The organism is Thermogutta terrifontis, from assembly GCF_002277955.1.
Taxonomy (GTDB): domain Bacteria; phylum Planctomycetota; class Planctomycetia; order Pirellulales; family Thermoguttaceae; genus Thermogutta; species Thermogutta terrifontis.
The window spans coordinates 959,058-985,003 of record NZ_CP018477.1 but is presented as its reverse complement, the minus strand read 5'-3'; the positions used below and the strand labels follow the sequence as shown (position 1 = coordinate 985,003).

The window sequence follows — 25,946 nt, the reverse complement described above, 5'->3', positions numbered from 1 at the left end:
TTGAGTGCCTCTTCAGCTTCCACTCGCTTTCCACGGAATCGCCATAGTATCCCATCACCGCTTGGTTTTCGTGTATAAAGGGGGCGTGTGGTGGTTTGATTGGCAGTTGGGTGGGAGGATCAGCTCAGGGAGGAGGAAATGGCTCACAAGTATGTGTTGAAACTCACTGGGGAAGAACGTGCCGAACTGGAAGGGATTGCCAAGGGAACTCGAGGCCGCCAGTCGATCGCCGCCTGGAAGGTCCAGCGGGCCAGGGCGCTGCTGAAATGCGACCAGGGCGAGCACGGGCCGGGATGGCCGGACCATCGGGTGGCGGCGGCTGTGGAGGCGACGGAGCGCTCGATCCAGAACTGGCGGAAGCAGGCCGTGCTGGAAGGACCGCTATCGGTGCTTCAGCGGAAGGAACGGTCCCGGCCACCGACTCCGCGGAAGCTCGACGGAGAGGGTGAAGCGAAGCTGGTGCAACTGGCTTGTTCGGCACCGCCGGAGGGCCATTCCCGCTGGACGTTGCGGCTGCTGGCAGCCCGTCTGGTGGAACTGGAAGTGGTGGACTCGATCAGCTACGAAACGGTGCGGCGGACGCTAAAAAAAACGAACTGAAGCCGTGGCAGAAGAAGATGTGGTGCATTCCGCCACAGCAGAACGGGCAGTTTGTGGCGCGGATGGAGCGGGTGTTGCAGGTTTATTGCCGCCCCTACGATCCGCGTCGGCCGGTGGTGTGCATGGACGAGCAGGCGGTGCAGTTGGTCAGTTGGTCACGGCAGCCGGTACCCATGAGCCGTGGCCGTGCCAAGCGGATCGACTACGAGTATGTGCGTCGAGGGACGTGCACGGTGTGGATGTTTGTCGAACCGCTGGGCTGCTGGCGTGATGTCCGTGTCAGTGTGCAGAAGACAGCTATCGACTGGGCCCATCAGGTTCGGGCCCTGGTCGATGATCCGCGTTATGCCGATGTGGAGCGAATCACCCTGGTGCGCGACAACTTGAACACGCACGACATCGGTTCGTTGTACGAAGCATTTGACCCTCAGGAAGCGGCGCGGCTGGCGGAGAAGCTGGAAATCGTTCACACGCCGAAACATGGGAGCTGGTGAACATGGCGGAAGTGGAACTGAGCGTTCTTACCCGCCAGGCGTTTGCCGAGCCAGCCGATTCACAGGAGGCCGTGCAAGCTCGCTGCATTGCCTGGGCCAGTCGGCGGAACGCCAGCCAGACCGGGATTGCCTGGCAATTTACCACCGCGGACGCCCGCATCAAACTGGAGTATCTCTACCTGCAAATTAAGAAGTGATGGGATAGTAGTGCCGCCCGTACAAGCGTGGCCAACCAAGCCTCATAGTTAGGTAGTGTTGTGTCTGTGCCCTCCGCGTGCTCTTTAACCAAGCCACCAGCAAGCTTTGCTAGGATTTCAAAATCCTCCACCAACGTGGCGGTCACTAGAACGCCGGCGGGCATATCTTCTTGATGATCAAGACCGAAGAGGTGTTCTGGTAGATCCATGAGGAACGTTGCGAATCGTTCATGATGAGCAACGCTCAGAGCATCCTCAGTGTGACGGATTGTCACTGTAAGCGCGTGATGGTCACTGTCAGCTCTGGCGGTGGTCCTAATTTATTCGAATCTTCCGCCAGAGAGAGCCAAGATGATTGATTAGCCACGTGTGCCACTCCCCACGTGAAAGGGCACCACAACGCAAAAAACGGGCGCGCGACTCGTGTGGCGTCGGGATTTCGGTGCTAGCTTCCCTAGCCCACCCGAGTCCGTCATTCTACCAAAGTTTCAATGCCGCTGTGAGTAGTCCAAAGTTCGATGAAACGGGATGGATCCCACAGGTTTGCGGAAAGGACGTAACGAGCAGGTCCCGGCGGGAAAAGCGGACGCGACAAGCGGGTCCCTCCGAAAAACGTTCCTCCGATTACCGCGGTGAGCGAGTCCGCCCTGCGGCTTGCGCAAGTTCTACAGCCAAGCGCGGGGGAGGAGCCTATTGAACCACTCACTCAACTGATTCCCGCTTTGTCTTGCAACAGGTCCCTCATAATGCATGGTTTGACTCACTGGTCAGGCTTTGTAGCCAACGGGCTCTCCATTGTGGCATTGCTTCTGCCGCGAACGTAACGATCGCACGAGCCCTGTGCGAAGCTCGCCGCAAATCCGGAACTTCACAGCGGATTGCCTTACTACTGGTCGGGAAAATGCAACGTGAAGCTTGCCAACCGCGGTCGTTCCATCCCCGCATCCTCCCAGCCGAAAGCATAGCTGCCAATGTGCCACAGCCGCACCGTAGTGTCGGCCATGATGCGGAATCCGCATTGCCGCGCCCGCTGACAAAACGCATAATCCTCGGCCAGATACCAGTGCCCGTCCTCCCACGGATGGACCAACGGCTGGAAAAAAGGTACCATCGGAGAGCCGAATCGCTCGTTGCAAACCGGCAGCCGCAACCTGTGCTGCATCCGCTCGTATACCCGTCGGTGCACCAGCATGAACCCCGTCGCCCCATACAACAGTTCGACCAGCCCGCCCCCTTCCCCGAAGACTATCGCACGCGTGCCCGGAAGGATGTGGCAGGCCAGCGCCCGCTTGCCCTTCTGCGGATAGATGCCGCAGACGATCGGCAGCCGGTGCGACCGTAATTGCTCCACGGCATCGGGATGAAAATCAATGTCGGCGTCGATCCACATCGTCTCCTCGAAACCGGCCCGCAGGGCGTCAGTGGCCATCTGGTTTCGTCCCTGGTCGATAGCCGCATAGCCTCCCACGCGCCACACCGCATACCCCCGGCGCTCCAACTCCTTCAAGGCGCGCTCGCAGTGCGGGAGAATGTGCCCGGCAAAGGGCACCAGAATCACGCACCGACGCGGGTCTAAAGCAGCCCACGACGCCCGTTCAAACGCTCCCGGCCCGGGCCGACTTGGCACCTTGTTCACCCGCAGACCGGCCGCTACCACCTGTTGCTCGGGCGGAATGCCCACAAACGTCAACAGCTCCCGCAGACCATCCGCCGTGTTGAGCGCCCAATCAGTGTCGAACACCCGCATGTGTTTCGGATACCGCCGCACCAGTTCGTCCACCTTCGCGTAATACTCCTCCCAGTAGCGACGAATGCCCTCCTTGCGGTCCTGGATGTTATACTGCGGAAAGATGCGGGTCCAGATCGGATCGTGATACCACCCCTCGGCTGGCTCCACGGCCCAGTGGTTCGTGGGCAGCGGCTGCACCCGATCGAGCCACTGGCAGAAGCTGCGTACCACTTCTTCCCGCGGCCGCTTGAGACACACGACGCGGATCGCCGGTTCCAGCGCAATGGCGTCTTCCACGTACGGCAGATAGAACGAGGCTACGTCGCCCACGATGGTCGCCTGCCGCGTGCGGCGCCAGCGGGCAAACCGCTCTCGAATGACACGGTCGCCCGCTTGCCGATCCCAGGGCAAGAGCGGCGGGTCCTCATGTGAAACCATTACGCCTGGCTGCCGGCTCAGCAACTGGGCCAGCGATAACGTCCCGCACCGTCCACTCCCTATGCCCAAGACGATCGCTTGCTGCATGACTGCGTTGGCCCTATGAGTAAAATGCAGTTTTCAAAAAGCCACAATGGCTGCCGCTGCCTGACCCACTTCCGGAGCCAGTCCCGCAACTAATACTACAGCGCAGATTTACCTAGACGCCACAAGACACCCACCACATGTTGTGTTGACATGAGTGATGTGGCCGCAAGATGCTGTACCGCTCCCATAATCCTGCGCTGTGGTAATAACGCAGCATGGATTTTGCCCCGTTGTTTGCTGAAATTTTGCCGACCTCATGACTCTTCGAGAAGTAGCTGACGCGATCTGGCGTCAAACTTGTCAATGTTGGCCTTGGTGTAGATCGTCAACGTAAGCTCGTGCCTGTATTCGGAATCGTTTATGTGAATGTGTTCCGCAACTGCGTCATCGGTGATCGCCAACAGTTGATCAAGGGCTGAGCGAACCTGAATAGCTTCTTCGCGTGTCAGGTACACTATGACGTTTCGCAATGGCTGCTGGGTCGCCATATCTAGCATTCTCATTGTTTCACCTCGGCGGAACATCTTTTGGCCAAATTCGCATACCCCGCCACACTCCGTCGATACATTCTTCCACGTGAATGTGCGGGTTTTCATGGGGATAGGGCCTGTGCAAGTCAAATCGCAGCCTTCGTAGTCCGTCCTCTCACAAGAAAATACGGTCACCCGCATCATTCACAATCATGCGGTAATTTTCTCGAAGGAAGCGCACAGCGGCCTCCTTCGCTTGCGTTAAACGCTTCGCCTTTGCCGCTTTCGCGGCCCAGGCTCCTGCGGCAAATTCGACCCCCGTGGCCCCAAAGAATTTACTCCAGCCGTGGGTGTCTGTCCAACTGCCCGGTTGACCAGCCTCGTGGGTAATCAAGCCCCTGCTCCAGTCCGGGGAAGGAATATAGGGAAGCCGAATGGGGTCCTCCGGGTTGAGAATCCCCAACCTGCCAAAGGGATCCGTTACCTCCAACCGACGCGGCGCTTCAAAGTTACAGCTCGGCTGGCCCCCAATCCCACTGAGATAGTAGGCTTGAATCGTCTCTCTCTATGGCCCAAGCACGCCCCACAGGGCTTCCCAGTCGCGCTCACGCGACGTATCCCGCACGACGGCACCCACCGCGTGCACGTACGTTAAGCGGAAGGTATCGACCGTCTCCGGCCACTGGTCGTCCCCGTGCGTAAACGCCTCAAGGAAATCAATGGCTCCCTCCGTAATGAACAATATGAAATCGGCTCCAAGCCGAAGCCCCGGGATGTCCGCGTGAACATCCCCGAGTTGGAACGACCTTTTTCCTGGAGCCCGGGGTGCGTCCGGAGGAATCGCGAAATGGGCAAAAACCCCACCCCGGTGAACTCGCGTTGGCTGACCTCACTGACGGCGAACTGTGCACGAAGCGTTTCCAGAGTAGGGTGGTTGCCCGAGAGGAGCATCTCCACTACCCTTCGCTCTAAATCGGTAATACCCATGGTCTTATTCATCCAGAGCATCTTAAGGCATGCCACGCGGAGTGAACGCAGTTCCAATTCGAACTACTCCCGAAGGGTCAATCCAGCCCCTTACAAGAATTCTCTGACCGCGCAGCACAATCTCAAGGTCCTTGAACATGCCTGAGGTGATACCCCGACGGCTCAACTCTCTTACCACCGCATCCTGCAAGGCCTTGTAGGCGGCCCGTTCGGAACCATACTTGGAGCCGAGTTGCCACAATACGTCCTTGCTTTGGCCGAACACGTCACCGATCTTGTTGAGGTTTGCCAGGTCCTCGGCCGATGCAACCAGTTTACTCGAAGCCCCCAACGCCCGCACGCGTCGCGGGGACTATGCCGGACTCGCCACGCTGATCGCTGCGGTCTGCGCGTGCCACCCGCCGGACTCAGCGGGTCGCCCTGAGTGGTATGCCCTGTTCGCGTCCAGCCGACTTTTACGGGGATCGGTCACCTTGCTTGGCAAACGCCAATCCGGCCAGGACACGCTTACTGAGATGGATTCCCTGGGGGGTCGGAGAAGCCTTGCTCCAGCGCAGTGAACCCTAGTGGTATCCCCGGCCGAATACGGCCGCGAAAGCATTCCGCGTGGCAGAACAACATCCGGTGTCTTTGATTTTCGCGGGGCGCGGTCCAATTAGTTATCAGCTTGAGGCCGCATGGGTCAAACCCCGCGGCGGCGATCGGCCTCCCACAAAAAGCGCAGAAGTACTGTTTGGGGGTCGCGATACGAGAAATGCTCGGATGAACGAGCCGATCAAAGCACGACTGGTGACAGAAAACCGCCTGTTCGATCTCCGATTCAGGTGGCCCAAGCAGGCTCGTCACAAAGACCAATTGGCAGGGGTCGGGCCCCATATAAGATATGTCCTGACCGCAAAATGCACACATGCAGCCAATGTGCTCCTGTTTCGCCTTAATGCCAGCCATAGTTTCTTGCCAATCCATCTAGTGATTTCTTGCTGATGTGCTTAAACGCGCTGATAACTTTTCCCGTAGCCGGGTTTTCGATAAGAACGTTGAACTTACCGGGCGCAACCTCCAAAATATACACTGTAGCCCCGTCAGCTTGCGTTAGCATACGGCCTCCTGCCTTTACGGCGTTGTATTCGGCAAGCGTCCAACTCCGTTCCAAGAGCCGCTGATAGCCGTGGGCGGTTGCTCTGACAGCTCCCGCCGCTGATCTTAGGCCGCGCACGGTCCCGTAGGCGCGACCGGCGCCGCCCAAAGCGCCCCCTATGGCCCCAGCCTTGGCTCCCCCTATGGCGGCGTCCTTGGCATCAGAGGCCACGGCGGCACGCAGCAGCCCGCTCACACCGCCCCATATCGCGCCGCCAGCCGCCCCGGCTGCCGCACCCGGTACTACCCCGGGTCCGCCACTCACGACAAGTCCCGTGGCCCCACCCGCCAGCGCCCCTGTACCCGCCCCTGCGATCGCGCCCGATGCCGTGCCGGCGGCTGCTCGGCTCGCCGCGCGACCGTAGGCGCCAAGGCTATCCCAGAACCCCGCCGCATTCTCTGTCCACGGCCAAACCCACTCTTCACCAAAAAGCCAAAACCCGCTAGCTTCCTCCTCGCCCTCATCAACTGTGGCGGTCGCAACCGTTTCCCCTGACTCGTCAGCCCCCAGCCTGCGGGGCGATGGGTCTCCGGCAAGAGCCTGCTCGGTTGCAAATCGCCCCGAGTTGCGGAGGGCAAGAGCCCGTGGATTCGCAACCGAGATGCGCGAGGGGTTCGGTAGAGAGTGTTGTACCCCTACGGTCGAGTTCGCGTCCGCGCCAAGGAGCATCCCTTTCTGGCCACTTTGCCCCTGACCAAACAAGATTTCTTCGTCGCTGTACGCAAACGGGAAGAAGCCGGTGTCGGAGCCGGGATTGTCGTAGAAAACGTCGCCCACATAGGCGATGTAGTTCTCTTCGCCGGAGCCACCGCCGTAGTCCCGGCCGTAATAGCGATAGTCGTAAAAGCCGGGATACGTCACCGTTTCGTCATAGGAGTGGTTCCAGCTTGTGCTCCAACTGCTGCTGGACGAAGTACCGCTGCCGCTGCCGGGACCACTTCCGGAAACACTGCCACTGCCGCTCCCGGAGCCAGAACCCGAACCGCTGCCAGAGCTTGAACCGTTGCCCTCCGACACGGTGTGTGTCGACCAGCCGCTTTCGGAACCGTTCTCGATGCCGGTGACGTGGTTGGTGGCCGAACTTGCCACGGTCCCATCCCCCTGGCCCTGCCAAGTCTCTGTCCACTGGTACTGATAAGTGTAGCCGTCATAGGTGGCGTTCTGGTAGCTCCCGCCGCTGGCGGTAGGCACACACGGTCAGGGATTATGGAACCGGGCGGAGCTTCACTATCCTTTGAACGGCCGGTGTTGCACGTGTTGGCGCATAGGCCCGTGCTGAGGCATGTGCCGGCTAATATGCTCTGCCAAGATGGTTTGCTGTGACGTACTCAGCCCGGAGAACGCCACTCGTCGAAGCTCATCTTTGGCAGTGTAAAAGCCCACTGTATGGAATCGAATCAATTTGTCGAAGCGTGTGCAACCGCTCCAATCGATCACCAGGGTCTCGCCCACCAGCGCGATCCCGAAGTCGACGTGCTCCTCGGTCACTTCTCCCGGAACCGACGCAGGATCAACCAACGGAAGCCCCTCTCGTTCCTCCTCCCATGTTGCGACTCCGACCTCCTCGGGTGATAGCACCCGATCAAAAATCACAAGCTCGACCCCTCGGAGCAGAAAAGAGTCAGCATCAACTCTGATTTTCAATAAGGACCTGGAGTCTCCCATGAGAAACAACCGCGGCCCTGGGAGTACGTCGTTATATGCTTCAAATGCCAGGGGAACATAGGGATCAACCTCGACAACACATGGATAATCAACCAACAAGGCTCCGTTGATCCTGAGCATATCCGCCCTCCTTCCGAAGAATCGTTGCCGCATTGCACCGCCACAACCGTCATTCGCGCTCTGAAGCCCAATTCTACCTGGGAAGGGCGTGGATGAGCACAGGCAGTTGCCCCGCCTGACGCGGGGCCTCGAACACCAATTCCCACCCCGCCACAACGACCTTCTCTCCGTATCGAATGCCTTGTGCGAGTGCCTTCTCTACAGCAACAGCCAGACTCGTCATTTGAATCTGCGTGCCGAGGTTCACAAGGTCTGGTGAGCGGCCTGCTCGCAACCCGGATGCCGCTCGTTCAGCCAGGTGCTTTGTGGCCTTCGGATGCACCCAAACCTTGCCCGCACTCGTGTGGAGTTCAAAGGAACGGGGCACCACCGTGCCCTCGTAAACTGGTTGGGTTGGCCGAATAAAGGCCCCGCCCAGAATCGCCGCGTTTGCCTGGACTCCAATCCTGGCGAGCCTGGCGGTCTGGTCCATCGCCTCCCGCCATTGATCGCCGAAGACCCGCTTGTAATCCTCGGGGCTTTTGAGGTCCCGCAGTCTGCGCTCCAGGATTTGGCGGTCGAGTTCCGCACTCTTGGCCGAGCCGTAGAGGCTCCCCAAATCCTCGCCAATTTGCCGGGCTACGCCTGGGGCGCCGCCAATGGCCTTCCATATCCAGGCCCCACCCCAGAAGTTCTTCGCAAACCACTTGAATCCTTCCCATAGGCTGGGCGGCTCCTCCTCGTCCCCAGGCGTTGTCGTGACTTGAGCCTGACCCGACTGTCCCACTCGTTCCCGAACACGGCCAGTGGCATAGGAAGCCGGGTGCGTTCCCTGTGTGCTAAATCGACAATCGGGTGCCAAGGCTCGTCCGGCACGCAGAGGTGCGGTTTGCCCCGAGATTCCATCGGTGGTGCTGGATGCTGCCGACAGAACGCCGGTATTTTTATCTGCATGGCCTAGCTCGGCAAAAAGAAGTTTACGAGCGACTGCGGCCCCCTCTGCCCTTGTCGCTTGCTGAGCGCCACTTTGCCCCTGACCAAACAAGATTTCTTCGTCGCTATACGCAAACGGGAAGAAGCCGGTGTCGGAGCCGGGATTATCGTAGAAAGCGTCGCCCATGTAGGCGATATAGTCCTCTTCGCCGGAGCCACCGTAGTCCTGGCCGTAATAGCGATACTCATAAAAGCCGGGATACGTGACCGTCTGGTCATAGGAGTGGTTCCAACTTGTGCTCCAACTGGTACTGGACGAAGTACCGCTGCCGCTGCCGGGACCACTTCCGGAACCACTGCCACTGCCGCTCCCGGAGCCGGGACCCGAGCCGCTACCGCTCCCTGAGCCGATGCCCCAAGTGATAGACCAGAACGACCAGCCGGTAGCAGCGCCGTTTTCCATGCCGGTGACGTGGTTGGTGGCCGAACTTGCCACGGTGCCATCCCCCTGGCCCTGCCAAGTCTCTGTCCACTGGTACTGATAAGTGTAGCCGTCATAGGTGGCGTTCTGGTAGCTCCCGCCAGTAGACACCCGTTACTCGCCCAGCTACAACACGAACTAGCTGCTTGCCCGCGCGGCCTGCACAGGCGAAGAACTATCGTTTGTAGAGTGTGTGAGTTCTCAACCTCTGTCGTGCGTATCAATTGACCCACTAGGCGAGCCATTGCAACGTGGATAGTCAAACCCTCGTGGGTAACGATAGACACGCCTGACGCTGCGCTGAAGCTGATGTCGCCAACCGAAAAATAACCCGTTCGCATCGCCCCCGCGTCGTACTTGTACTCAACGGACGTTACTTCGCGAAAAACGAGTTTCCATCGCCGAAAAGGCACTGTTCGCCAGTAGACAAAGGGCAAAATCCTTTTGTACCGCGACATACTTTTGTCTGGCAAAAGCAGTAGTATCTCACAGTGGGCTTGCGACTCATCGAATGTGACCGAATTTAACGGGATGAGGGCGTCCAATAGATAGTCTTTGGCTACGAAAAGCGCGCTCTCAGTGTCAATTTGCACCATAATCTCGTCGTACAGACACATATTTTCCGGTTCCCGTCAAGTTCATTCCCAGGGCCAATGGTGCCATCCGAGTGGCGGCGAGTCGATGAGCGGAACCTTGGCACCACCGGGCCGGATAGCGTGGTAATCCAATCGTATGAGAGGGGGCCTACCCACAGGGCGAATCTGGAAAATATCGCCGCTGCCTATGCGGCCGCCAACGGATGCCCCTTCTACTAGGAGTGTTGTACCGGTCGCAGCTTCGTAAAGAGCTACGCCACCCGCCGCGGCGTCGGCCACACCAGCCGCTACCAAAGAGACCTGCGAGCCGAGCAGCACCTTATCACGGACGCGCAGTTCTTGGTCCGAGGCCCGGATCGCACTGGCGGCTTCCCAGTTGAACTTCTGACCCAGGGCTTGCTCGATCCTCGCCCGCTCTTCGGCAGTAAACTGGTCAAGGCGCGTATGCCTGGTGCCAAAAGTCTGATTCAATTGGCGGACAATCGCAAGCTCCTCATCGACCGCCTCGCTCCAGTCGATCCCCCAATCGAACCATGTGAACGGGTTCCACCAGCGCCACGTGGAAGCGCTCGCCCCGTCCCCGGCTGCATCGCCGCCCCACCCTCGGTTGCCCGCTCCACCACCGCCACGACCCGCTTGCGATGGTCGCAGACGTACTCGGTCACCGCTCGCGTCGCGATCCCCGTGCGTTTGGGGTGATTGCCCTCCGCGTCATACTCGTAGTTGTACGTGGCCTCGGACAACAGCCGGTTGTACTTTCCGGTCACGTAGCGGGGATTGATTCGGTTGCCGGTGGCATCGCAGTGTGTCAGTGGCAAGGTGGCGCTCCACAATTACTCAGTGTTTGGTTCTGCCGGGCGTCACCCTTGGCTCACCGCGCTCGGGCATCAGCACAATGCGAACTCCGCGGTGAACCCTACACCCCTCCACAATGATGGTCGTTGGCCGATATCCCTCGTTCTTCGCTTCGACAATAAAATTGCAGCGAACCGGCGCGTGGCCCTGGGAGACGCGAAAACATCCCTTTTCATCCGTGCTCACCGAGCGGGGAAACGCGACCTTCTCTTGGCCCGGCTGAGGTCGCAACGTCACGGTGGCTCCAGGCACCGGGGCGCCGGCGTCGTCAACGACCACGCCTTCCACGGCGGTCCAGCTGTCACGTGGGACAAACAAGCAACCTGCGATCAAAAGAAGACCAGCTAAGGAGACCCAACTCACCCCAACACGATATCCGCTATCATTTAAGCAGCACACGATGGCACCTATGGCGTTTTCTGGAGATGCCGGTTGAGATTCTCTCGAAACCGCTGCCTAACCCAATCACCAAAACCAGCCGGAATCTGCCCATATCGAGGCGAGTTCTGGTCAAACCAATCCAGTGCATTTGGGTATTTACCCAAAATGTCCTCAACCGTGTCTTGAACCGCGTAACCAAGAATCTCCGAGAGATTCTTCCGGTACGCGTCCCCCTCGTACCACCACGCGGCCAGGCTGTCGATGCCGTAGGCCATCAGGAATAGCCCGGTGCCCAGGTCCTGCGCGTGTAGAGAGTGAAATGTCTCGTGGGCAATCAAGGCTATACTCCTAGGCCCGGGCTGCGAAGGGTACTCCCCATCGCGGTAGAACTGGTCCGAGCCTAACGTGACCGCGCCGACCTGTGGATCAGAAGCCAGAATAGCCTGCGCCAGTATGTTCTTAATCCAGTACCATTCGGTGCGCAAGCCCGCATCGTACAATCTTATCCGCTTGAGCGTACCGACGAGTTTCGCGTACAGCTCGTCCTGTTTCAGCCTTGGCATTATCTGCGTGAACAGGTACTCGAGGAATCTTCGCTCCTGAAGGCTCAGCGGTCGGCTCCCTTCCGCCTCTGTCCCCGCGGCCACGGTCGCTTTGCCGATTTCGATCGACGGCCCCGAAGGGCTGCCATCCACAGACTGGGCAACGCCATCCTGCAACGGCTCAAGACCCCCGTCGTTCGCCACAGGGACCTGGCGATTGGCGGCGCCGGCGGGCGGGACCACGGAGACGCCGTAGCCGCCGGCCCCAGCCAAACGTTCCTCGAATGACCCGCCGGCGTCTGTGTGCTGACTGGCCAGGAGCATCATACTGTACGTGCCCCCCTCGTCGCTGTACGCAAACGGGAAGAAGCCGGTGTCGGAGCCGGGATTATCGTAGAAAGCGTCGCCCATGTAGGCGATATAGTCCTCTTCGCCGGAGCCACCGTAGTCCTGGCCGTAATAGCGATACTCATAAAAGCCGGGATACGTGACCGTCTGGTCATAGGAGTGGTTCCAACTTGTGCTCCAACTGGTACTGGACGAAGTACCGCTGCCGCTGCCGGGACCACTTCCGGAACCACTGCCACTGCCGCTCCCGGAGCCGGGACCCGAGCCGCTACCGCTCCCTGAGCCGCTGCCCCAAGTGATAGACCAGAACGACCAGCCGGTAGCAGCGCCGTTTTCCATGCCGGTGACGTGGTTGGTGGCCGAACTTGCCACGGTGCCATCCCCCTGGCCCTGCCAAGTCTTCGTCCACTGGTACTGATAAGTGTAGTCGTCGTAGGTGGCGTTCTGGTAGCTCCCGCCGTTGGCCCAGGTCTCGGGCAACTCGGAATCAGTCGATACCCAGAGGGCCCCCCAACTCGCGGGCCCGAGCCTCCGGCATCCAATACGACAACCGGCCCGGACCAAAGCCTCCAGACAAGTCTAACCTTCTTGGATCTTTCAGCCTCACTCCGGTTAACCCGTTCTCGCGAATGAGCTTGGCCACGCGGTCCGTGACGAAGATGAACTTGGGCAGAGGCCACACAATGAAAAAATCGCTCCCGTCCCACTGCGAAGGATCAATGAGCCGCTCCGGATTGTCGCAACCAGAGTATCCCAGGTATCCACATCCTTCGCATTTCTCAATAAGCCTGATTCCCGACTCGGGCGGCGCCATACCCGCCCAGCCGGTCACCACCAACTCCCACAACCTCGGCGGAGGTTCCGTAGTCCGTTTGAACTTGGCTGTGACAGGTTTCACCTCGTAGCCCGTGAGACCAGCTCGTCTAAACAACTCCAATACGTGATCTTGTACAAGACATTCCGAATACCAAGTCCACACAAAGTCGTCCACGTCGTCAACGGTCTTGCCCGGTAAAACAATCTTCAGGTTCGGTTGCCGTTTTCCTGCCCGGCGATGCCCTTCGTGAAGCGGACAGATCACCGCGGACTCGGAACCCATGTCCTCTGCCCACTCCGCAAGCCGTTTGGTTGACTCGGGCGCATCAAGGTGCCAAAACTTAACGTCGCTTTTGGGCATGGTCACATCCCCTCAAATTCCAAACTCGGCCCGCAGATGCTGGAGAAACTCGAGGATTTGTTCTCTCTTCGCCTCCGGGTATTTCCTAAAGAATTCGCGCCAGCGTTTGTTCCAGTTGTCAGGTCCGGTATGGATTCCGTCCGGCTTTAGCCTGTGTTTGCCACGCTCCAGCTCTATCACGTAGTCTTCAATATTGAGCCCTGCTTTTGCAAACCTATCCGCGAATTCCCTTGGGAGCAAGTGATGCTTTTCGATGACCCGAGCGGCCTCCGCCGCACGGCGGGCATCGTTAGCTTTGTCCAGACTTTTGAGAACAGCCGCAGCCTCATCACCGTATTTTGCAAGGTACCGGCCAAGCTTGCCACCCTTGCCGATGGCATCGCCCCATACGGGAATCATCGATGCCGCGGACAGCCCCGCCCCCGTCCAGTCCCCGCGAGCAGCAGAAATGCTCGCGTTCAATGCGTCGAACGGTTCACCCACGCCAGGGATGCACCCAGCTACATCCAGCCCCGCTTGGTAATAGTCAAGCTTCTTCCCGAAGTAGTACCCGTAAAGACTGAAAAACTCTCGCGCTGCAGCCCAAAAGTCCCGCGCCTCCCCGCCATTGGCTGTGCCTTGGCCGAGGACCGTAGCTGACCCGCTGCCGCTGGACAACGATGGGGCGTTCTGCTGATTCTCGTAGTACTGACTACTTTCCCGACAAGACAGTTGGGGAGATTCTTTCAGCAAAGCCTGGCGAACTGCATTGGCCCGGCCAGCCGAGTGGAGCGTGCGCCCAGGGGACCCCAACCGCTGCGGGCGGTGTGGGCTGCTAAGGCCTTGCGAGCTCGCGCCATCCGGTTGTGTGGCAAACAGGTACTCCTGCTCGCTATACGCAAACGGGAAGAAGCCGGTGTCGGAGCCGGGATTATCGTAGAAAGCGTCGCCCATGTAGGCGATGTAGTCCTCTTCGCCGCAGCCGCCGTAGTCCTGGCCGTAATAGCGATACTCATAAAAGCCGGGATACGTGACCGTCTGGTCATAGGAGTGGTTCCAACTTGTGCTCCAACTGGTACTGGACGAAGTACCGCTGCCGCTGCCGGGACCACTTCCGGAACCACTGCCACTGCCGCTCCCGGAGCCGGGACCCGAGCCGCTACCGCTCCCTGAGCCGCTGCCCCAAGTGATAGACCAGAACGACCAGCCGGTAGCAGCGCCGTTTTCCATGCCGGTGACGTGGTTGGTGGCCGAACTTGCCACGGTGCCATCCCCCTGGCCCTGCCAAGTCTTCGTCCACTGGTACTGATAAGTGTAGTCGTCGTAGGTGGCGTTCTGGTAGCTCCCGCCGTTGGCCCAGGTCTCCGGCCCACTCCACCAGTAATCCGCCCACTCGGAGTGGTAGAACGAGTCCGCCTGCCCACTGGCCGAGGCCGAGCGGACGTTCGTGCCGCTACTGCTGGCCTGCCCAGAGGCGTTAAAGGTGATCGTGCGGTTGAGACTTTCGGTGGAATGGCTCTCCTGGTAGATGGAGCGCACGGCGTACCAGGAGCCGCTGCCGGAGCCCCCCTCGTTGGCATCGCCCCACTGGGCCCAGGAACTGCCGCTGCCGCTATAGTCGTAATCGAGTTGGCGTGTGGCAATGCCACTGCCCCACTCTTCAATTTGGGTCAGGCGCCACGGGCTGGCAGCCGATCCGCTTGCCGATCCGGAACCGCTTGCGGACGCCGAGCCCGGGGCCCAAATGTAGTGGTCGGTCCGTTGGTAGGTCAGGTCCTTGGTCTGGCCTTGCGTGAGGGTGCGGGACTCGGTCCGGTTCCCGCCGCCACCCAAGCTGCTCCAGTTCACCCGCTCCTCGGTCTGCCGGGTACCAGTGTGGGAGAAATGTTCTTCGCGGGTGGCGGTGACCGTGCCTTGCCCAGTGGTCGGCATCCAGTTCACATCGACCAGCTCGAAATTGAGCGAGAAGTTGTAGCCCGATCCAGTGGAGCCGTTTTCGCTGGTGGTCGCATTGTAGCTGGTGCTGTAGCCAGAGGCACTGGAACTGGAGGAGAATGAGCCGCTGGCCGAATAGCTCCAGGTGGCTTGGCCCTCGGCCTGGGCAGTGGCCCCGCCGTTGAGAACCCAGGAGCCTTGGCCGTTGACCGCCGCCAGCGTGCTATACGAATAGGAGATTTGGTCGGTAATGTTTTCGCTCTTGGTGCCGGTTACAGAATAGGTTTCGCCGTCGGTGCGGCTGTAGGGCTTGCTGCCGGTGCGGTTGAATGTCCAGTGGCCATTGCCGCTAGCCTGGCCGCTGCCAGTCGCCCAATACCAATTTCCTTCGGTATCCAGCGCGGGATTCCCCATGTAGTTGTAGTTGAATGACTCGTAGCCGCTTTCGTGGATGGTACCGCTGTAGCCGTCGGCCGTGACGTAAGGACTATTCGCCGAGAAAGAGCGGTTGCCCCGGCCGTGGTCGTTCCAGGTGCCGAAGCCCGAGTGGACCCACACCCCGCCGGCGGCGGTGTCGGTGGTGGTGTAGGAGTAGGCCAAGTGGTCTTCGGCGTACTCCGAGAAGTCGCCGGTAATGGTGCTCAGGCCCACATCGTACCAGTAGGAGCCATCGGCCGAGTAAAACCGGTTGGCCAGGCCACTGCCATCAATGCCGCCGCTGGCGGTATTAAGGGTCCAGGTGGCCTGGTCATCCAAGAGGTAGCCCAGGGTGTACTGATATAGGTAACCGTCGCTGCCGTTTTCGCTGATGGTTATCGAGGCGTTCCACTGGTTTCCCGACATGCCCACGGTGCCAGTACCGGTGTAGCTGGAATTGCCCTGGCCGGCGATGATGGCCGTGGCATTGCCGGTCTCGCTCCACTGGCCACCAGCATAGGTGGCGGAAGTGGAAAACATATAGGGGGCCACGTGCTCGCTGACCGTGAGATTGAAAACGCCGCTGATCGTGCCGTTGCCCAGAGCATAGGAGTAGTTGCCATTGCCGGTGAACGACTGGTGCACCTCGCCCAGGCCCGAAGAGCCGCCGGAGCCACTCGTGGCTTGCCAAGTGCCTTGTGTGTCCAGGGCCAAGTCCAGTCCGTAGGACCAGGAGCTGTCCTGACTGCCGCTACTAGAGAGGGTGCCAGTCAGGCTCCAGCCTTCGCCTGCCAAGGGTAGGGTGCCGGTCTCCGAATAGGAGAAGCTGTTCTGCCCGCTGAGGGTGACGGTGGCCGTGCCGGTTTCGTCCCACTGGCCGTCGGCGTAGTCACCGGTAACGCTGTATCCGTAAGAGAAGGCGTCGTTGCCACTGTCAGTGAAGCTGCCGCTTATGGAGACGCCATCGCCGCCATAGGAATATGAGCCCTGCCAGGTGTAGGACCATTGGTTGGTGCCGCTTCCCGACGCGCTGCCCGTGGTGGGCTGCCAGGCGCCTTGGCCGTCGAGTACCAATTGGGTTGTGGCGGTATACGAAGAGCGATCGCTGCCGTTTTCGGAGATGGTGCCGCTATAGCTCCAGCTATAGCCGGAACCTCCACCGGAGGCGCTGGCTTGGCCGGACATGGCAAAGCTTCCCGACCCGCTGTAGGTGGCAGTTGCCGACCCGGTTTGGGTGAGCGAGGCGGTGCCGCTTTCGGTCCACTGGCCGTTGAAGTTGCTCGCACTAACGGAGTAATGATAAGAAAACCTCTCCGAGCCGGAGGCGGAAAAGAGCCCGCTGACCGAGCCCCCGTCGAATTGATAGGAGTAGGAACCGCCGGCCGAGTAGGACCACGTGACCGAGCCGGTCCCGGTGAGGCTGCCGGCGGTGGCTTGCCAGGTGCCCCCGGTCGCCAAGGAAAACTGCGTTGTGCCTTGGTAAGAAGAAGTGTGGATGGCCGTCTCGCTCAATGAACCGTTGTAACTCCACTCAAACTCGAAGGGCACGCCACTGGCACTGCCGCTGCCCGACGAGGACATCGCACCGGTGCCCGAGGCAGCATAGGAGCCGGTACCGGTATGGGAGTAGTCGGCCGAGCCGTTCTCGTTGACTGTGGCATTGCCGGCCTTGCTCCATTGGCCGTCGGAGGAGGCGGCCGTGATCGCATAACCATACGACATGCCCTCGCTCCCGGAAGCGATCAGGGTGCCGCCGGCCGAGCCGCCATCAAACGTGTAGAAATAGGAGCCGCTGGCCGAGTAGGAGAAACTGGCCCAGCCGCTGCCCGAGGCGCTGCCCGAACCGCTGCCGGCGGCCAGGTCTGTCGTGTTGCTCACGGTATCCTGGAAGCCGCCCGACCACCTCCAGCGGTAGGTGGTGGTGTCGCTCCAGGCGCCGGAACTGTAGCTCTGGGTGACTGAGCCGCTGGCACTGCTTGAGCCGCTGGCGGTGAAAGTGTAGCTCGTGGTTTCCACGATGCCAGAACTGTCGGTCGTGCCCGAGGCGATGAAGGTGTACTGGTAGGTGCCTGACTCGTAGGCGGTGGAACCGTCGCTGCCAGTGGTGGTCACTGTGTAGCTGGACACGAGCGATTCGACATAGGTCCAAGCGTTGCCCGCCCCGAAGGTGGCCGTGATGGAAAGCGTAGAGTCCTTGACGATCGTGGCCGTGTAGGTGATACCGCCCTCTTGCCAGGTTTCCTCGGTAGTGGTGGTTTCCTCGGTGGTAGAGCTGTAGTTGCCGATTTCGGCCGGAATAAACGGCACGGCCGGATCGACCACATAGCCCGTGTGGAGCACGTGGCGCGGCGGTTGGAAGACCGGCTGTGCGATCTCCCCGGAAGCCGAGCCGGCGCCGCCGCTGGCCGAACCGGAGCCTGAAGCCGAACCGCTGCCCCCCGAGGCTGAGCTCGAACCCGAGGCGAACCCACTGCCGCCGGACCCGGACGCGCTGCCACTCCCGGTGCCAGAAGACAGGGTTATCAAGCCACTCCCGGCCCGCGTGTGGGCTCGTAGATCGGCTGCTGCGGGCTCAAATGCACTCGGAGTAACGAGACCAAACCCGTGACGGTCGGACAACCCCGGCTGAGCCGCGGCAAAGCCCGCCCCGTAGTTGCGGGACTCCTTCCCGCCCCATTCTTTTCGGCTGGTTCCCACAGACCTGCCCTGCCGAGCTGGGTCACGGTCGACCGCTGCTCCTGGAGCGGTCAACGACCCGAGGGAGATCAGGCGGCCGACCGGATTGCCTGCGGCCGCGCCCTCAGGGCGTGCCACTCCGCCCCGAGTGGCCGGCAGCCGGGCGAATTCTTCTTCCTCAACCGTTGTGTCTCGCTTCAGCACTGGACCGCCGCCGATGTGGTCGCCAGCCACACCCACTCCGTGGCTGCCCGCAGCCGCCGCGGCCGCTCCGCTTACCGGCAATTCACGCTTCAGCGGCAGACCACCCTGCTGTTGATCAACCGCCACCCCAACACCGCTCGTCCCGGCAAGCGCCTCGTCCACCCACACCAAACGGCCAGAGGACCGGCGCGACCCGGAGGACGTCTCGCTTGGCAACCAGAATCCGGAATGGTCGCCACTGGCCACCTGGAGCGCTTCAACCAGACCGTCCGCATCCCCCACGGCATCCAAAGTCGTTGCCGAGCGAGCGTCCAAGAGCCGCTGTCCAGCCCCACTCCCAACCACGTCCTCCCCCTGTGCCGCCACCAGCGTATTCTCTCCCCCACCGCCGTGAAGGATGTCCTCCCCCTCGCCCCCGTGGAGATAATCGTTCCCTTCACCCCCGACTAATATGTCATTGCCCGGGCCGCCGTACAGACGGTTATCGCCAGTCCCGCCCACCACAAGGTCGTCCCCGCTACCTCCAAGCACATAGTCACTGCCCGAGCCCCCGAAAACCCACACAGGCACGCTCACCAGGGCGCTGGTGGCCACAACGTCGTCCCCGGCGTGGGTGCGGATGTGAACGCTAGAGACTTCGTGAGGCTTGTACGAATACCAGGTATCATTCAGCCGAACCCGCACCCCGCCGTTGTCGGCCACCGCGACGGACACCTGGTCGTCCCCGGGCGTCCCATGCACGTGCAACGTGCCATCGCGGGCCACGAATACCCCGCCACCGAACACCCGCGAGTCTTTCGCTTGGCTCGGCTCGTCGCCTGCCGAGGGACTTGGTTTGGAGCCGGCCTCGATCTTGGCCACCAGCACGTAGTCGTCTTCAAGATCGTCGAACGTCGCCTTGATCGCAAGACTATGGCCTGTGCCGGCCGCAAGCTCTGCCGGCTTGCTTACCCGCGCACTGGCCACCAACGTCTCGCTGGCCGCAGTGCCGGCGGAGCAATAGATGCCCACTTCAAACGGTTGCACATCTTCGCCCACCACGTCATAGTTGACAACCAAGTGGGCACCATCCCCATAGAACCGCGTCAACAACACGCCACCGGCCAGCATCTCACGAGGGGCCAAGGGCTCCATCCGCAAGCTTCGAGGCTTCAATCGCACCGGCTTACGCCCCTTTGGGCCACGACCCCAACGCCGAAAGAATCCCCACCAACGTGCAGAATGCTTGCGCATCCCGGCTCCCTCTCCCAACCGATTCGTCAGCCCTCAAGAGTAGATAAAAGACAATACCCAACCCGCAAAGGCTAAGTCCCACTGGCCGCCTAGCCCCCTCACAACCCGGCTTCCCCCACATTAGCCATAGACCTGCCTCCTGGCACTCCGCTCCCCTAGGGCCCTACGCCGCCAATGTGGATCGTCCCCGCTTCTACCGAGGCCGTGTTCAGTTTACCTCAAGGCATTCCCTTGTCAAGAGCCCCTTGCATTGCTCTCGCATCCCGGAATTTAGCGGACTTTTGCGGAGGCTAAAAAACGCTTTCCCTGCAGGAGGTGCGGAAAAATCCAGGGGTCTCATCTGGTCAGGCTGAATTTTTCACGATTTTTTGACCACCTCACGAACCGCGAACCATGCAGGGAGTTGTGCTGTTGAAAATCGCCCTGGCGTATACCGCCACGGAGTCGTCTCCAGCAGAAGTGACAAGAAATCCTCGTTTGCGACCCTTTTGGCGATGGCCCCGCCTCGCGAAGGGACTCTGGGCAAGCTGCGACCACGCCCCATTACTCAGGCTTTGCGAGAGAGGTTCTGCGGCCAGCAGGCTGCCATTAAGCCCCGTCAGTCTACTGCTGCGTCAAAGGAACATATTGGGATTGTGGTGGGTGGGATGGGATAGGATCCAGGTTGTTTCCGTTCCGTTTCGCCAAGGAGGGTTGCCATGCGAAAGAAGTATATTGTCCGGCTGACCCAGGAAGAACGTCAGAAGTGTCGGGAGGTCATTCGCAAGCTGAAGGGGACGAGCCAGAAGGTCCGTCGCGTTCAGATTCTGCTGAAGGCGGACGCGAATGGTCCAGCTTGGACGGACCAACGGATTGCCGAAGCGTTCGGGCGTCGGCGCGAGACGGCGAAGAAGCTTCGTCAGCATTTTTAGGACGAAGAGTGACTGGACGACGAAGGTGGCGGCGCTTTTGGACGGGCGTTACGCGGAGTGCGAGCTCGGCTATTTGACCCGGCAGTGTGTGGCGGGGCGTCGCCTGGCAAATGACCGCAGCCGATGCCCGTTGCAAACTGAAGTCCGTCTATCCCAAAATTATCCTTTGACGGAGCACTGGCCAGCTCCGACGCCCGAAAGCCAGAGTAACTGGCCAACAGATAGAGGGCCGCCCTATCCCGCCCCGTTAGACCTCGGAAAACACGTGGGCTTCGTTCTGTCGCTTCGATCAGCCGGCGCAATTCATCAGCAGTCAGTGCTCTTCGTTTCACCCGGCGGTCCACTTCAGCGTTCCAGCGGGAGAGTCCAGCCAGTGGATCATCGGGCAGCTTGCCGTGTTTCCATAACCACCGGGACAACGCCTTGCATGCAACAAGATGATGGTTGCGGGTTTCGGTGCTCACGTCCAGGGAAAGAATCGCGTCCCGGATGGCTTGCGGGCGAATATCGCCGAGAGTTTCGACGTTAGCCACTGAAAACACCTTGCGGATGCGGGAGAGCGTGAGCGTGATATGCTTGGGGGTTCTACCCCGGGCCTGCAAGTCACGCTGGAAGTCGGCCAGGTGGTTTTCCACCGGTTCACGAAGAAACCTATCCGCGGGGCGAATCACCCCGGCAGCCAGCCGCTCCGCGTCCCGCTCCAACTCCGCCGCGTAGGCTAGGGTTGCCTTTTTGTCCGTGAAGCCGGGAAACTCTTTCACTTGGCCGTTGGGAAGTCGAAGCCGGATGTACCACTTGCGGGATTGCTCTTTCACCTTTTCGACGGGCTTCCCTTGCTTGATGAGTCGCTTAGCCTTGGCCGCGGAAACTTGCTTCCCTTCGTGAAGCCACCGAGTGGTTACCTTCTTGAAGATGTAGGCCATATCACACTCCCCCGTGATAAAGCTAACCCCCAGAAAAAGATGCGGGCGGGAAGCCGGGGGGTTCGGCTTGTCGGGCGTCCCCTATCCCGCCCGTGTTGTGGCGTCATGATACCGTTTTGATGTTAGGCAAGCAAGGTTCAGCAATCACCCCACATTGTGGGCAGCGCCATTCATTCCACATGTCGAAGTCCACCAGGATGGCCACGGGGAAGCCGCATTCCGGGCACTCTGACGCCCTTGCCCGCGTGATCGTGAAGCCGAGGGCTATGTCTGACCACCACTTGGGCAGCTCCACGTTACGGGGCCAACCACGGGGCTTTTTCAGCCGGCGCTTGAATTCCCGGTAGAAGGGAGTTAGGGCGTCCAGAATGTCTTGGGTGACCAACCTTCCCCCGGGAAGTGAATGGCACACTTCCACCACGCCATCCGAGCGAAGCTGAAGCCGGTAGCCGCCCCGGAGTATCCAGCTCACCGCTTCCTGGAAGTCTTTGAACGTTAGCCGGGAAGTGTCTTTCTGTGAGGATATTCTCATGGTGTCAACTTTCTGTAAAGCCATCATCCCAAAAGCGCTTCAACGCCCTTTCCAACCGCGCGTCGGTCCAGTCGTCAAAGAGCCACCGCTCCGTGGGATTCGTGGGTTCCAGGTTCGCTCCGTAAAGTCCCACGCACTTGAGGACATGCACCGCCGCTGATTGCCGTAGCCGTCGGTCGTCATCTTGAAGCAAGTCAGCCTCCAACACCTGAAGGGCGCGGCCTATCAATTGTCGTAACCGCTCCACGTAGGCCCCCCAGAGTTCTTGTCGGCGGGCATCCAGGGCCGCCCGGAAGAGTTCGTCCTTGTTTCGCCACGAGTTTATTGTTTGGCGACTAACGCCCACCGCCTCAGCCACTTCCTGATCGGTCTTACCGGCCAAGAGAAGCTCAATCGCGTTCCTCTGTGCCAGCCGCAACTGTCGGGTTTTGTCGGATTTTGCCATGTCACACCCTTTCCGTGATGCTTAAGCCAACTCCCTCTCTTGGGCATACAGGATCGCTTCCCTAACGAACCGCTCCGCGGTCTTGGGCCAGTCCACGGGATCGATCTTGAGTAACCGGCATGCATCCAGTAGCAGGGCCACCGCGGAGTCATGGAAAGTGTCGTACAGCTCGAAGAGGGCTGGAAAATCACCCACGGGCCGCGCCGGCTTTCCCGTGGGAATCAGGACGTATCCCGGGCCATATTCGCTCGGTTGCAACCGGAGGGAATACCCCGCCTCCCAGAGTTTGTGGAGTAACAGCCAGCCGCCCACTTCCTCTTTGTGCTGAAGCAAGATGGCCACTTCGTCAGCCGTCAACGCCCTGGTCTTCATGCCAAGCCGGAGTTTGCCGTTTTCCCATACCACCTTGACACCGGGCCGGTTCAGCCAGTGAAGGAAGTACGGGGCACTTTCGGGCCTGGTTTCGGGCTTGCCAGTGTCCAGGGTGTTCGTTTCCCTCACGTCCATTGCCGCCCTCCGGTTATGAGAATTCCACCCACGCATCGGCGTCCTGTTCCGCGACTTCCATCAGCCGTCGGTTCAGTTCGTCAAGGTCCACTTCGGGACGTTGGGGTTGTCCAGGTTGGCCGGAATCCGTCCCGCCACTTTCGGGGGGTGTATGGTTGCGGTTGGCTGTTGACAATTCTTCCGTTTTGTGGGTGGAAGCACTGGAAGCGGATGCAAAACCTCGTAAAACGGCCTTTTCGTGAGGTTTCGCTTCCGCATCCAGCGATGCAGCCAGCCGAAACACGCGTTTTGGCCTTCCCCCCTTTTGGGAAGCGAGTTCTGTTTCTAACGTTCCGTAACCAAGTCTGGCCAGCTTTGAAAGAACCGCTTCCGCCTCTTCGGGCTTGCCCCGGAATTGCCGGGGGCCTTGGGAGTACAGCTCACGTACTGTCACCAATCCGCCACGCTTGCGTGCCCACTCCAGCACCGCCAACTCGGCCGAACGCATCTCGTCCGTCAGCAACCACTCAAGTACGCGAGACAATTCGTTACGCCACCAATATGCGATTTTGAGGGCGTTCCTCATGCTCTCCGCACTGACGATGGAAGCATCGCCATCCACGCCATCCACCCATCGGGCCAAGTGTAGTACGAGGGCGATTCTTGCGGCGGTGCCCTGTAACTTGGACAAAAAAGACGCAAGCTTGAAATCGTGAGTAAGATTAGCCGCTTCGATGGCGTCGCCCATTGTGTTGTACCACTCAGCCCACAGCTTTTCCGCTTCCGCCGACATGGTAAGAACAACCGGGGAGGGGGCGTTTTCGCCCTCACGCATTTGCAATGCCAGTAAACTCTCAACGAAGGTTGCCCACTTGGCCTGGACGCTTTTGCTAACGCCCGAGTTCCAGCGGCGTGGACGCATCGGCGGGGCGAGAAGCAACATCCGCGGAAGGGTACCACCATCGGACACATAAACGTTGCCCACGAATTGTCGTAAGACAGCCGGCTGGATACCCCCCACCACGGAAACGGACGCCCGCGGGATGGCCAACCGTTCGCGGTTGATTCTGTCAACGAATAACGGAAGCCCATCATAACACCGGTTCCAGCCTGCCGCGTCGGCGTGACTGTTTTTGTAGCGGGTGCAGTCCAACCACTCAGCTAATTCATCGCGTGCCATCAGAAGTCCACGGGGCGACTGACTCAGCAATACACCGACGGCCTCGAGTGTCGTATCCATGGTGAGTAATCGGGGTTGCGGGGGCGGAGTCGGCTTTTCGGGTGGGCTTCCACTACGGTTATTTCGCCATTCACGCAACTCCGCTTCGTACCGTAGCATAGCTTCTTCGTATTCCTGCTTTCGGCGTTTGTTGTGCTCGGCCAACTGTGCCTCGGCCTCTTCGATAGGTTTCGTCAGAAAATCTAACACTGGACTTTTCCCGCTTCCCGATGTTGCGATTACACCAACCCACAGAATGGACGGTACCAACCAGCTCTCGTTGAGTTGCAAGGCCCTGCTGTTTCCAATCGCACCGGCCAACGTACCAAGTGCGAAAGCCGCTGCTATGGCTGAATCGGTGTTGGTGGCCCCAGCGATTTCCTGAACAACACGTTGCACGGTTGGGGGGAACGTTTCTACAGGAAACGGCATCCATCGGCTTGACGGCAATTCTGCTAATTCCGCCCTATCATCGACTGGGGTTGGTTCAGTCGCTTCCTGAAGGGGGGCTTCCACGCGTAATATCTTCCCGGCCGGTGCGTCCCCGGGGCGGGGTTCGGGTGGGGTGTTCGCCGCAACGTTGCGAATACGTTCCCCCAAATCCGCAAGCAAGCTCTCCGCGTTCGCGTCTTCACGGAACCCCTGGACAACATCGGCAATATCAATCCCCTCCGGAAACGTCGCCTTTGATTGCGGAAACAACGCATCCAGTGGGATAATCTTGACCGCCTTCGCGCCGGCCTGGTAAGCCAGCTCCGTAACGTCCCGGGCATATTTTTCCCCCGCGTCATCAAAATCGGGGATTATCCACGCCTCCCGGCCTGCCAGCGGGGTCCAGTCCGCGTGTTTGGCACCGTTGGCACCGTTGGGGGACGTGGTTGCTACGAAGCCAAGTTCTGTCATTGCGTCAACGCACTTTTCACCTTCCACCACGATAATCGGCGTCCCCGAGTGGGCTTGAAGTAGTTCGGGCAACCGATACAACAGCCTCGGTGGGGGAAAGGCCCCCGGCTTCCAACCGGATGGAGTTTTGTATACCGGCCGGATTTCCTTCCCGTCGGGCGTATTCCAGCGGGCCACCACCATCACCGCGTCACCGTTGGCGTTCCGGTATGCCCACCACTTCGCGGGCTTTCCCAAGCCGTAGCTTTTCAGTGCATCCCGGGCCGTCGGATACACCTTCCCGTTGGCGTTCTGCTGTTCACTGATGTTTTTTCCGGGGGTGGGTTTTTTTCCTGACGTGTTCTTCTGTGCCCTAGGGTGAATTTCCTGGACGTTAGGAAACAAGTCCTTCACGGTTAACCCAAGGGCGGCTAGAACAGCCTCGGTGCTACATCCCGCGTGACAGTGAAGCAAAACCGTCCCATCCGGCTTGCGAGAGACAGTCAAAGACGGCTGCCTATCTTCGTGGGCTGGACAGTGAAACTGCCAACGCTCATTTGGCTTTGTCATCAGCCCGCGGGCACCGATGCGTTCCAGGGCGTTGAGAACGGCTGTAATCGGTTCACTTGTCATCGCCGCCCTCCCCCCCGCTTGGGCCGCTCATGTTTAGCAAGAAACTCTTCGACGTCGGCCCACCGCCACCGGACGGTGCGCTTGCTCAGCCGGAGCGGTTGGGGCAGTTTGCCGGCGCTGACAAAACGAAACACTGTGCGACGGGAAACGTTCAAGCGTTTCGCCAGCTCAGCCGGGGAAAGGAATTCCAAAATCTGTCGTTGCATGATTCACCTCCGAATTGCAACAAGTGTCTCTACCTATCCCCGGCGCGC

The 25,946-nt window shown here is 60.0% G+C and carries 23 protein-coding genes; 4 read left to right on the top strand and 19 right to left on the bottom strand.

What is annotated here, in order from left to right; all coding sequences use genetic code 11:
• The first annotated feature begins 138 nt into the window (after window positions 1-138).
• The 3 genes from THTE_RS03585 to THTE_RS17855 are packed head-to-tail and all read left to right on the top strand — an operon-like array spanning window position 139 to window position 1,291.
• Window positions 139-600 (top strand): helix-turn-helix domain-containing protein, encoded by a 462-nt coding sequence (locus tag THTE_RS03585; RefSeq protein ID WP_095414145.1) that lies wholly within the window; start codon window positions 139-141, stop codon window positions 598-600.
• 17 nt (window positions 601-617) lie between these two features.
• Window positions 618-1,094 (top strand): transposase, encoded by a 477-nt coding sequence (locus THTE_RS17860; protein WP_157731686.1) that lies wholly within the window; start codon window positions 618-620, stop codon window positions 1,092-1,094.
• A 2-nt stretch (window positions 1,095-1,096) separates the two neighbouring features.
• A complete protein-coding gene (locus THTE_RS17855; protein WP_157731684.1) occupies window positions 1,097-1,291 on the top strand; it encodes a hypothetical protein in 195 nt (64 codons plus the stop codon).
• Between the two features lie 886 nt (window positions 1,292-2,177).
• Here THTE_RS17855 and THTE_RS18180 read toward each other — a convergent pair.
• The 13 genes from THTE_RS18180 to THTE_RS03505 form a co-directional block, all read right to left on the bottom strand.
• The gene (locus tag THTE_RS18180) at window positions 2,178-3,545 is read right to left on the bottom strand and encodes a sulfotransferase (protein WP_168175781.1); all 1,368 of its coding nucleotides are present in this window, start codon (window positions 3,543-3,545) and stop codon (window positions 2,178-2,180) included.
• Window positions 3,546-3,799: 254 nt separating this feature from the next.
• A complete protein-coding gene (locus THTE_RS03565; protein WP_157731682.1) occupies window positions 3,800-4,033 on the bottom strand; it encodes a hypothetical protein in 234 nt (77 codons plus the stop codon).
• Between the two features lie 547 nt (window positions 4,034-4,580).
• Entirely contained in the window at window positions 4,581-4,757 is a 177-nt protein-coding gene (locus tag THTE_RS17850; protein ID WP_157731680.1) for a hypothetical protein, read from the bottom strand.
• 267 nt (window positions 4,758-5,024) lie between these two features.
• Window positions 5,025-5,333, bottom strand: coding sequence for a hypothetical protein (locus tag THTE_RS18175; protein ID WP_168175780.1), 309 nt, complete (start codon window positions 5,331-5,333; stop codon window positions 5,025-5,027).
• A gap of 603 nt (window positions 5,334-5,936) precedes the next feature.
• Window positions 5,937-7,331 (bottom strand): hypothetical protein, encoded by a 1,395-nt coding sequence (locus tag THTE_RS18170; protein WP_168175779.1) that lies wholly within the window; start codon window positions 7,329-7,331, stop codon window positions 5,937-5,939.
• Window positions 7,332-7,367: 36 nt separating this feature from the next.
• Entirely contained in the window at window positions 7,368-7,925 is a 558-nt protein-coding gene (locus tag THTE_RS03540) for a hypothetical protein (protein ID WP_095414139.1), read from the bottom strand.
• A gap of 73 nt (window positions 7,926-7,998) precedes the next feature.
• A complete protein-coding gene (locus tag THTE_RS18265; RefSeq protein WP_207651772.1) occupies window positions 7,999-9,429 on the bottom strand; it encodes a hypothetical protein in 1,431 nt (476 codons plus the stop codon).
• Between the two features lie 527 nt (window positions 9,430-9,956).
• Window positions 9,957-10,385, bottom strand: coding sequence for a hypothetical protein (locus THTE_RS03530; RefSeq protein WP_095414138.1), 429 nt, complete (start codon window positions 10,383-10,385; stop codon window positions 9,957-9,959).
• Window positions 10,382-10,732, bottom strand: coding sequence for a hypothetical protein (locus THTE_RS03525; protein ID WP_095414137.1), 351 nt, complete (start codon window positions 10,730-10,732; stop codon window positions 10,382-10,384). Before THTE_RS03525 ends, THTE_RS03530 begins: the two co-directional genes overlap by 4 nt.
• Before the next feature lie 19 nt (window positions 10,733-10,751).
• Window positions 10,752-11,057, bottom strand: a complete 306-nt coding sequence (locus tag THTE_RS03520) for a carboxypeptidase-like regulatory domain-containing protein (protein WP_157731678.1) — start codon at window positions 11,055-11,057, stop codon at window positions 10,752-10,754.
• A gap of 119 nt (window positions 11,058-11,176) precedes the next feature.
• Window positions 11,177-12,520, bottom strand: a complete 1,344-nt coding sequence (locus tag THTE_RS18260; protein ID WP_207651771.1) for a hypothetical protein — start codon at window positions 12,518-12,520, stop codon at window positions 11,177-11,179.
• Window positions 12,521-12,527: 7 nt separating this feature from the next.
• Entirely contained in the window at window positions 12,528-13,217 is a 690-nt protein-coding gene (locus tag THTE_RS03510; protein WP_095414135.1) for a double-CXXCG motif protein, read from the bottom strand.
• A 12-nt stretch (window positions 13,218-13,229) separates the two neighbouring features.
• Complete coding sequence (locus tag THTE_RS03505; RefSeq protein ID WP_168175778.1) at window positions 13,230-19,553, bottom strand: DUF2380 domain-containing protein; 6,324 nt, start codon at window positions 19,551-19,553, stop codon at window positions 13,230-13,232.
• Window positions 19,554-20,359: 806 nt separating this feature from the next.
• On the opposite strand from THTE_RS03505, the gene THTE_RS03500 reads away from it, so the two are divergent.
• Window positions 20,360-20,572 (top strand): hypothetical protein, encoded by a 213-nt coding sequence (locus THTE_RS03500; protein ID WP_095414133.1) that lies wholly within the window; start codon window positions 20,360-20,362, stop codon window positions 20,570-20,572.
• Here the strand turns inward: THTE_RS03500 and THTE_RS03495 are convergent.
• The 6 genes from THTE_RS03495 to THTE_RS03470 form a co-directional block, all read right to left on the bottom strand.
• Window positions 20,569-21,495 (bottom strand): hypothetical protein, encoded by a 927-nt coding sequence (locus tag THTE_RS03495; protein WP_095414132.1) that lies wholly within the window; start codon window positions 21,493-21,495, stop codon window positions 20,569-20,571. The genes THTE_RS03500 and THTE_RS03495 overlap by 4 nt on opposite strands.
• A gap of 103 nt (window positions 21,496-21,598) precedes the next feature.
• Window positions 21,599-22,027 (bottom strand): hypothetical protein, encoded by a 429-nt coding sequence (locus THTE_RS03490; protein WP_157731676.1) that lies wholly within the window; start codon window positions 22,025-22,027, stop codon window positions 21,599-21,601.
• A gap of 4 nt (window positions 22,028-22,031) precedes the next feature.
• On the bottom strand, window positions 22,032-22,472 hold the full coding sequence (locus THTE_RS03485; protein ID WP_095414130.1) for a helix-turn-helix domain-containing protein: 441 nt from the start codon (window positions 22,470-22,472) through the stop codon (window positions 22,032-22,034).
• Between the two features lie 21 nt (window positions 22,473-22,493).
• Window positions 22,494-22,979, bottom strand: a complete 486-nt coding sequence (locus THTE_RS03480) for a hypothetical protein (protein WP_095414129.1) — start codon at window positions 22,977-22,979, stop codon at window positions 22,494-22,496.
• A 13-nt stretch (window positions 22,980-22,992) separates the two neighbouring features.
• Complete coding sequence (locus tag THTE_RS03475; RefSeq protein WP_095414128.1) at window positions 22,993-25,692, bottom strand: DUF3987 domain-containing protein; 2,700 nt, start codon at window positions 25,690-25,692, stop codon at window positions 22,993-22,995.
• The gene (locus THTE_RS03470) at window positions 25,689-25,898 is read right to left on the bottom strand and encodes a helix-turn-helix transcriptional regulator (protein WP_095414127.1); all 210 of its coding nucleotides are present in this window, start codon (window positions 25,896-25,898) and stop codon (window positions 25,689-25,691) included. The genes THTE_RS03475 and THTE_RS03470 overlap by 4 nt, the downstream gene beginning before the upstream one ends.
• Window positions 25,899-25,946: the final 48 nt, after the last annotated feature.

Excerpts from the sequence above, each read along its gene's own strand:
- THTE_RS03585 (WP_095414145.1), top strand. The coding sequence starts at position 139 with ATGGCTCACAAGTATGTGTTGAAACTCACTGGGGAAGAACGTGCCGAA.
- THTE_RS17860 (WP_157731686.1), top strand. The coding sequence starts at position 618 with ATGTGGTGCATTCCGCCACAGCAGAACGGGCAGTTTGTGGCGCGGATG.
- THTE_RS17855 (WP_157731684.1), top strand. The coding sequence starts at position 1,097 with ATGGCGGAAGTGGAACTGAGCGTTCTTACCCGCCAGGCGTTTGCCGAG.
- THTE_RS18180 (WP_168175781.1), bottom strand. The coding sequence starts at position 3,545 with ATGCAGCAAGCGATCGTCTTGGGCATAGGGAGTGGACGGTGCGGGACG.
- THTE_RS03565 (WP_157731682.1), bottom strand. The coding sequence starts at position 4,033 with ATGGCGACCCAGCAGCCATTGCGAAACGTCATAGTGTACCTGACACGC.
- THTE_RS03540 (WP_095414139.1), bottom strand. The coding sequence starts at position 7,925 with ATGCTCAGGATCAACGGAGCCTTGTTGGTTGATTATCCATGTGTTGTC.
- THTE_RS03510 (WP_095414135.1), bottom strand. The coding sequence starts at position 13,217 with ATGCCCAAAAGCGACGTTAAGTTTTGGCACCTTGATGCGCCCGAGTCA.
- THTE_RS03500 (WP_095414133.1), top strand. The coding sequence starts at position 20,360 with ATGCGAAAGAAGTATATTGTCCGGCTGACCCAGGAAGAACGTCAGAAG.
- THTE_RS03495 (WP_095414132.1), bottom strand. The coding sequence starts at position 21,495 with ATGGCCTACATCTTCAAGAAGGTAACCACTCGGTGGCTTCACGAAGGG.
- THTE_RS03490 (WP_157731676.1), bottom strand. The coding sequence starts at position 22,027 with ATGAGAATATCCTCACAGAAAGACACTTCCCGGCTAACGTTCAAAGAC.
- THTE_RS03485 (WP_095414130.1), bottom strand. The coding sequence starts at position 22,472 with ATGGCAAAATCCGACAAAACCCGACAGTTGCGGCTGGCACAGAGGAAC.
- THTE_RS03480 (WP_095414129.1), bottom strand. The coding sequence starts at position 22,979 with ATGGACGTGAGGGAAACGAACACCCTGGACACTGGCAAGCCCGAAACC.
- THTE_RS03475 (WP_095414128.1), bottom strand. The coding sequence starts at position 25,692 with ATGACAAGTGAACCGATTACAGCCGTTCTCAACGCCCTGGAACGCATC.
- THTE_RS03470 (WP_095414127.1), bottom strand. The coding sequence starts at position 25,898 with ATGCAACGACAGATTTTGGAATTCCTTTCCCCGGCTGAGCTGGCGAAA.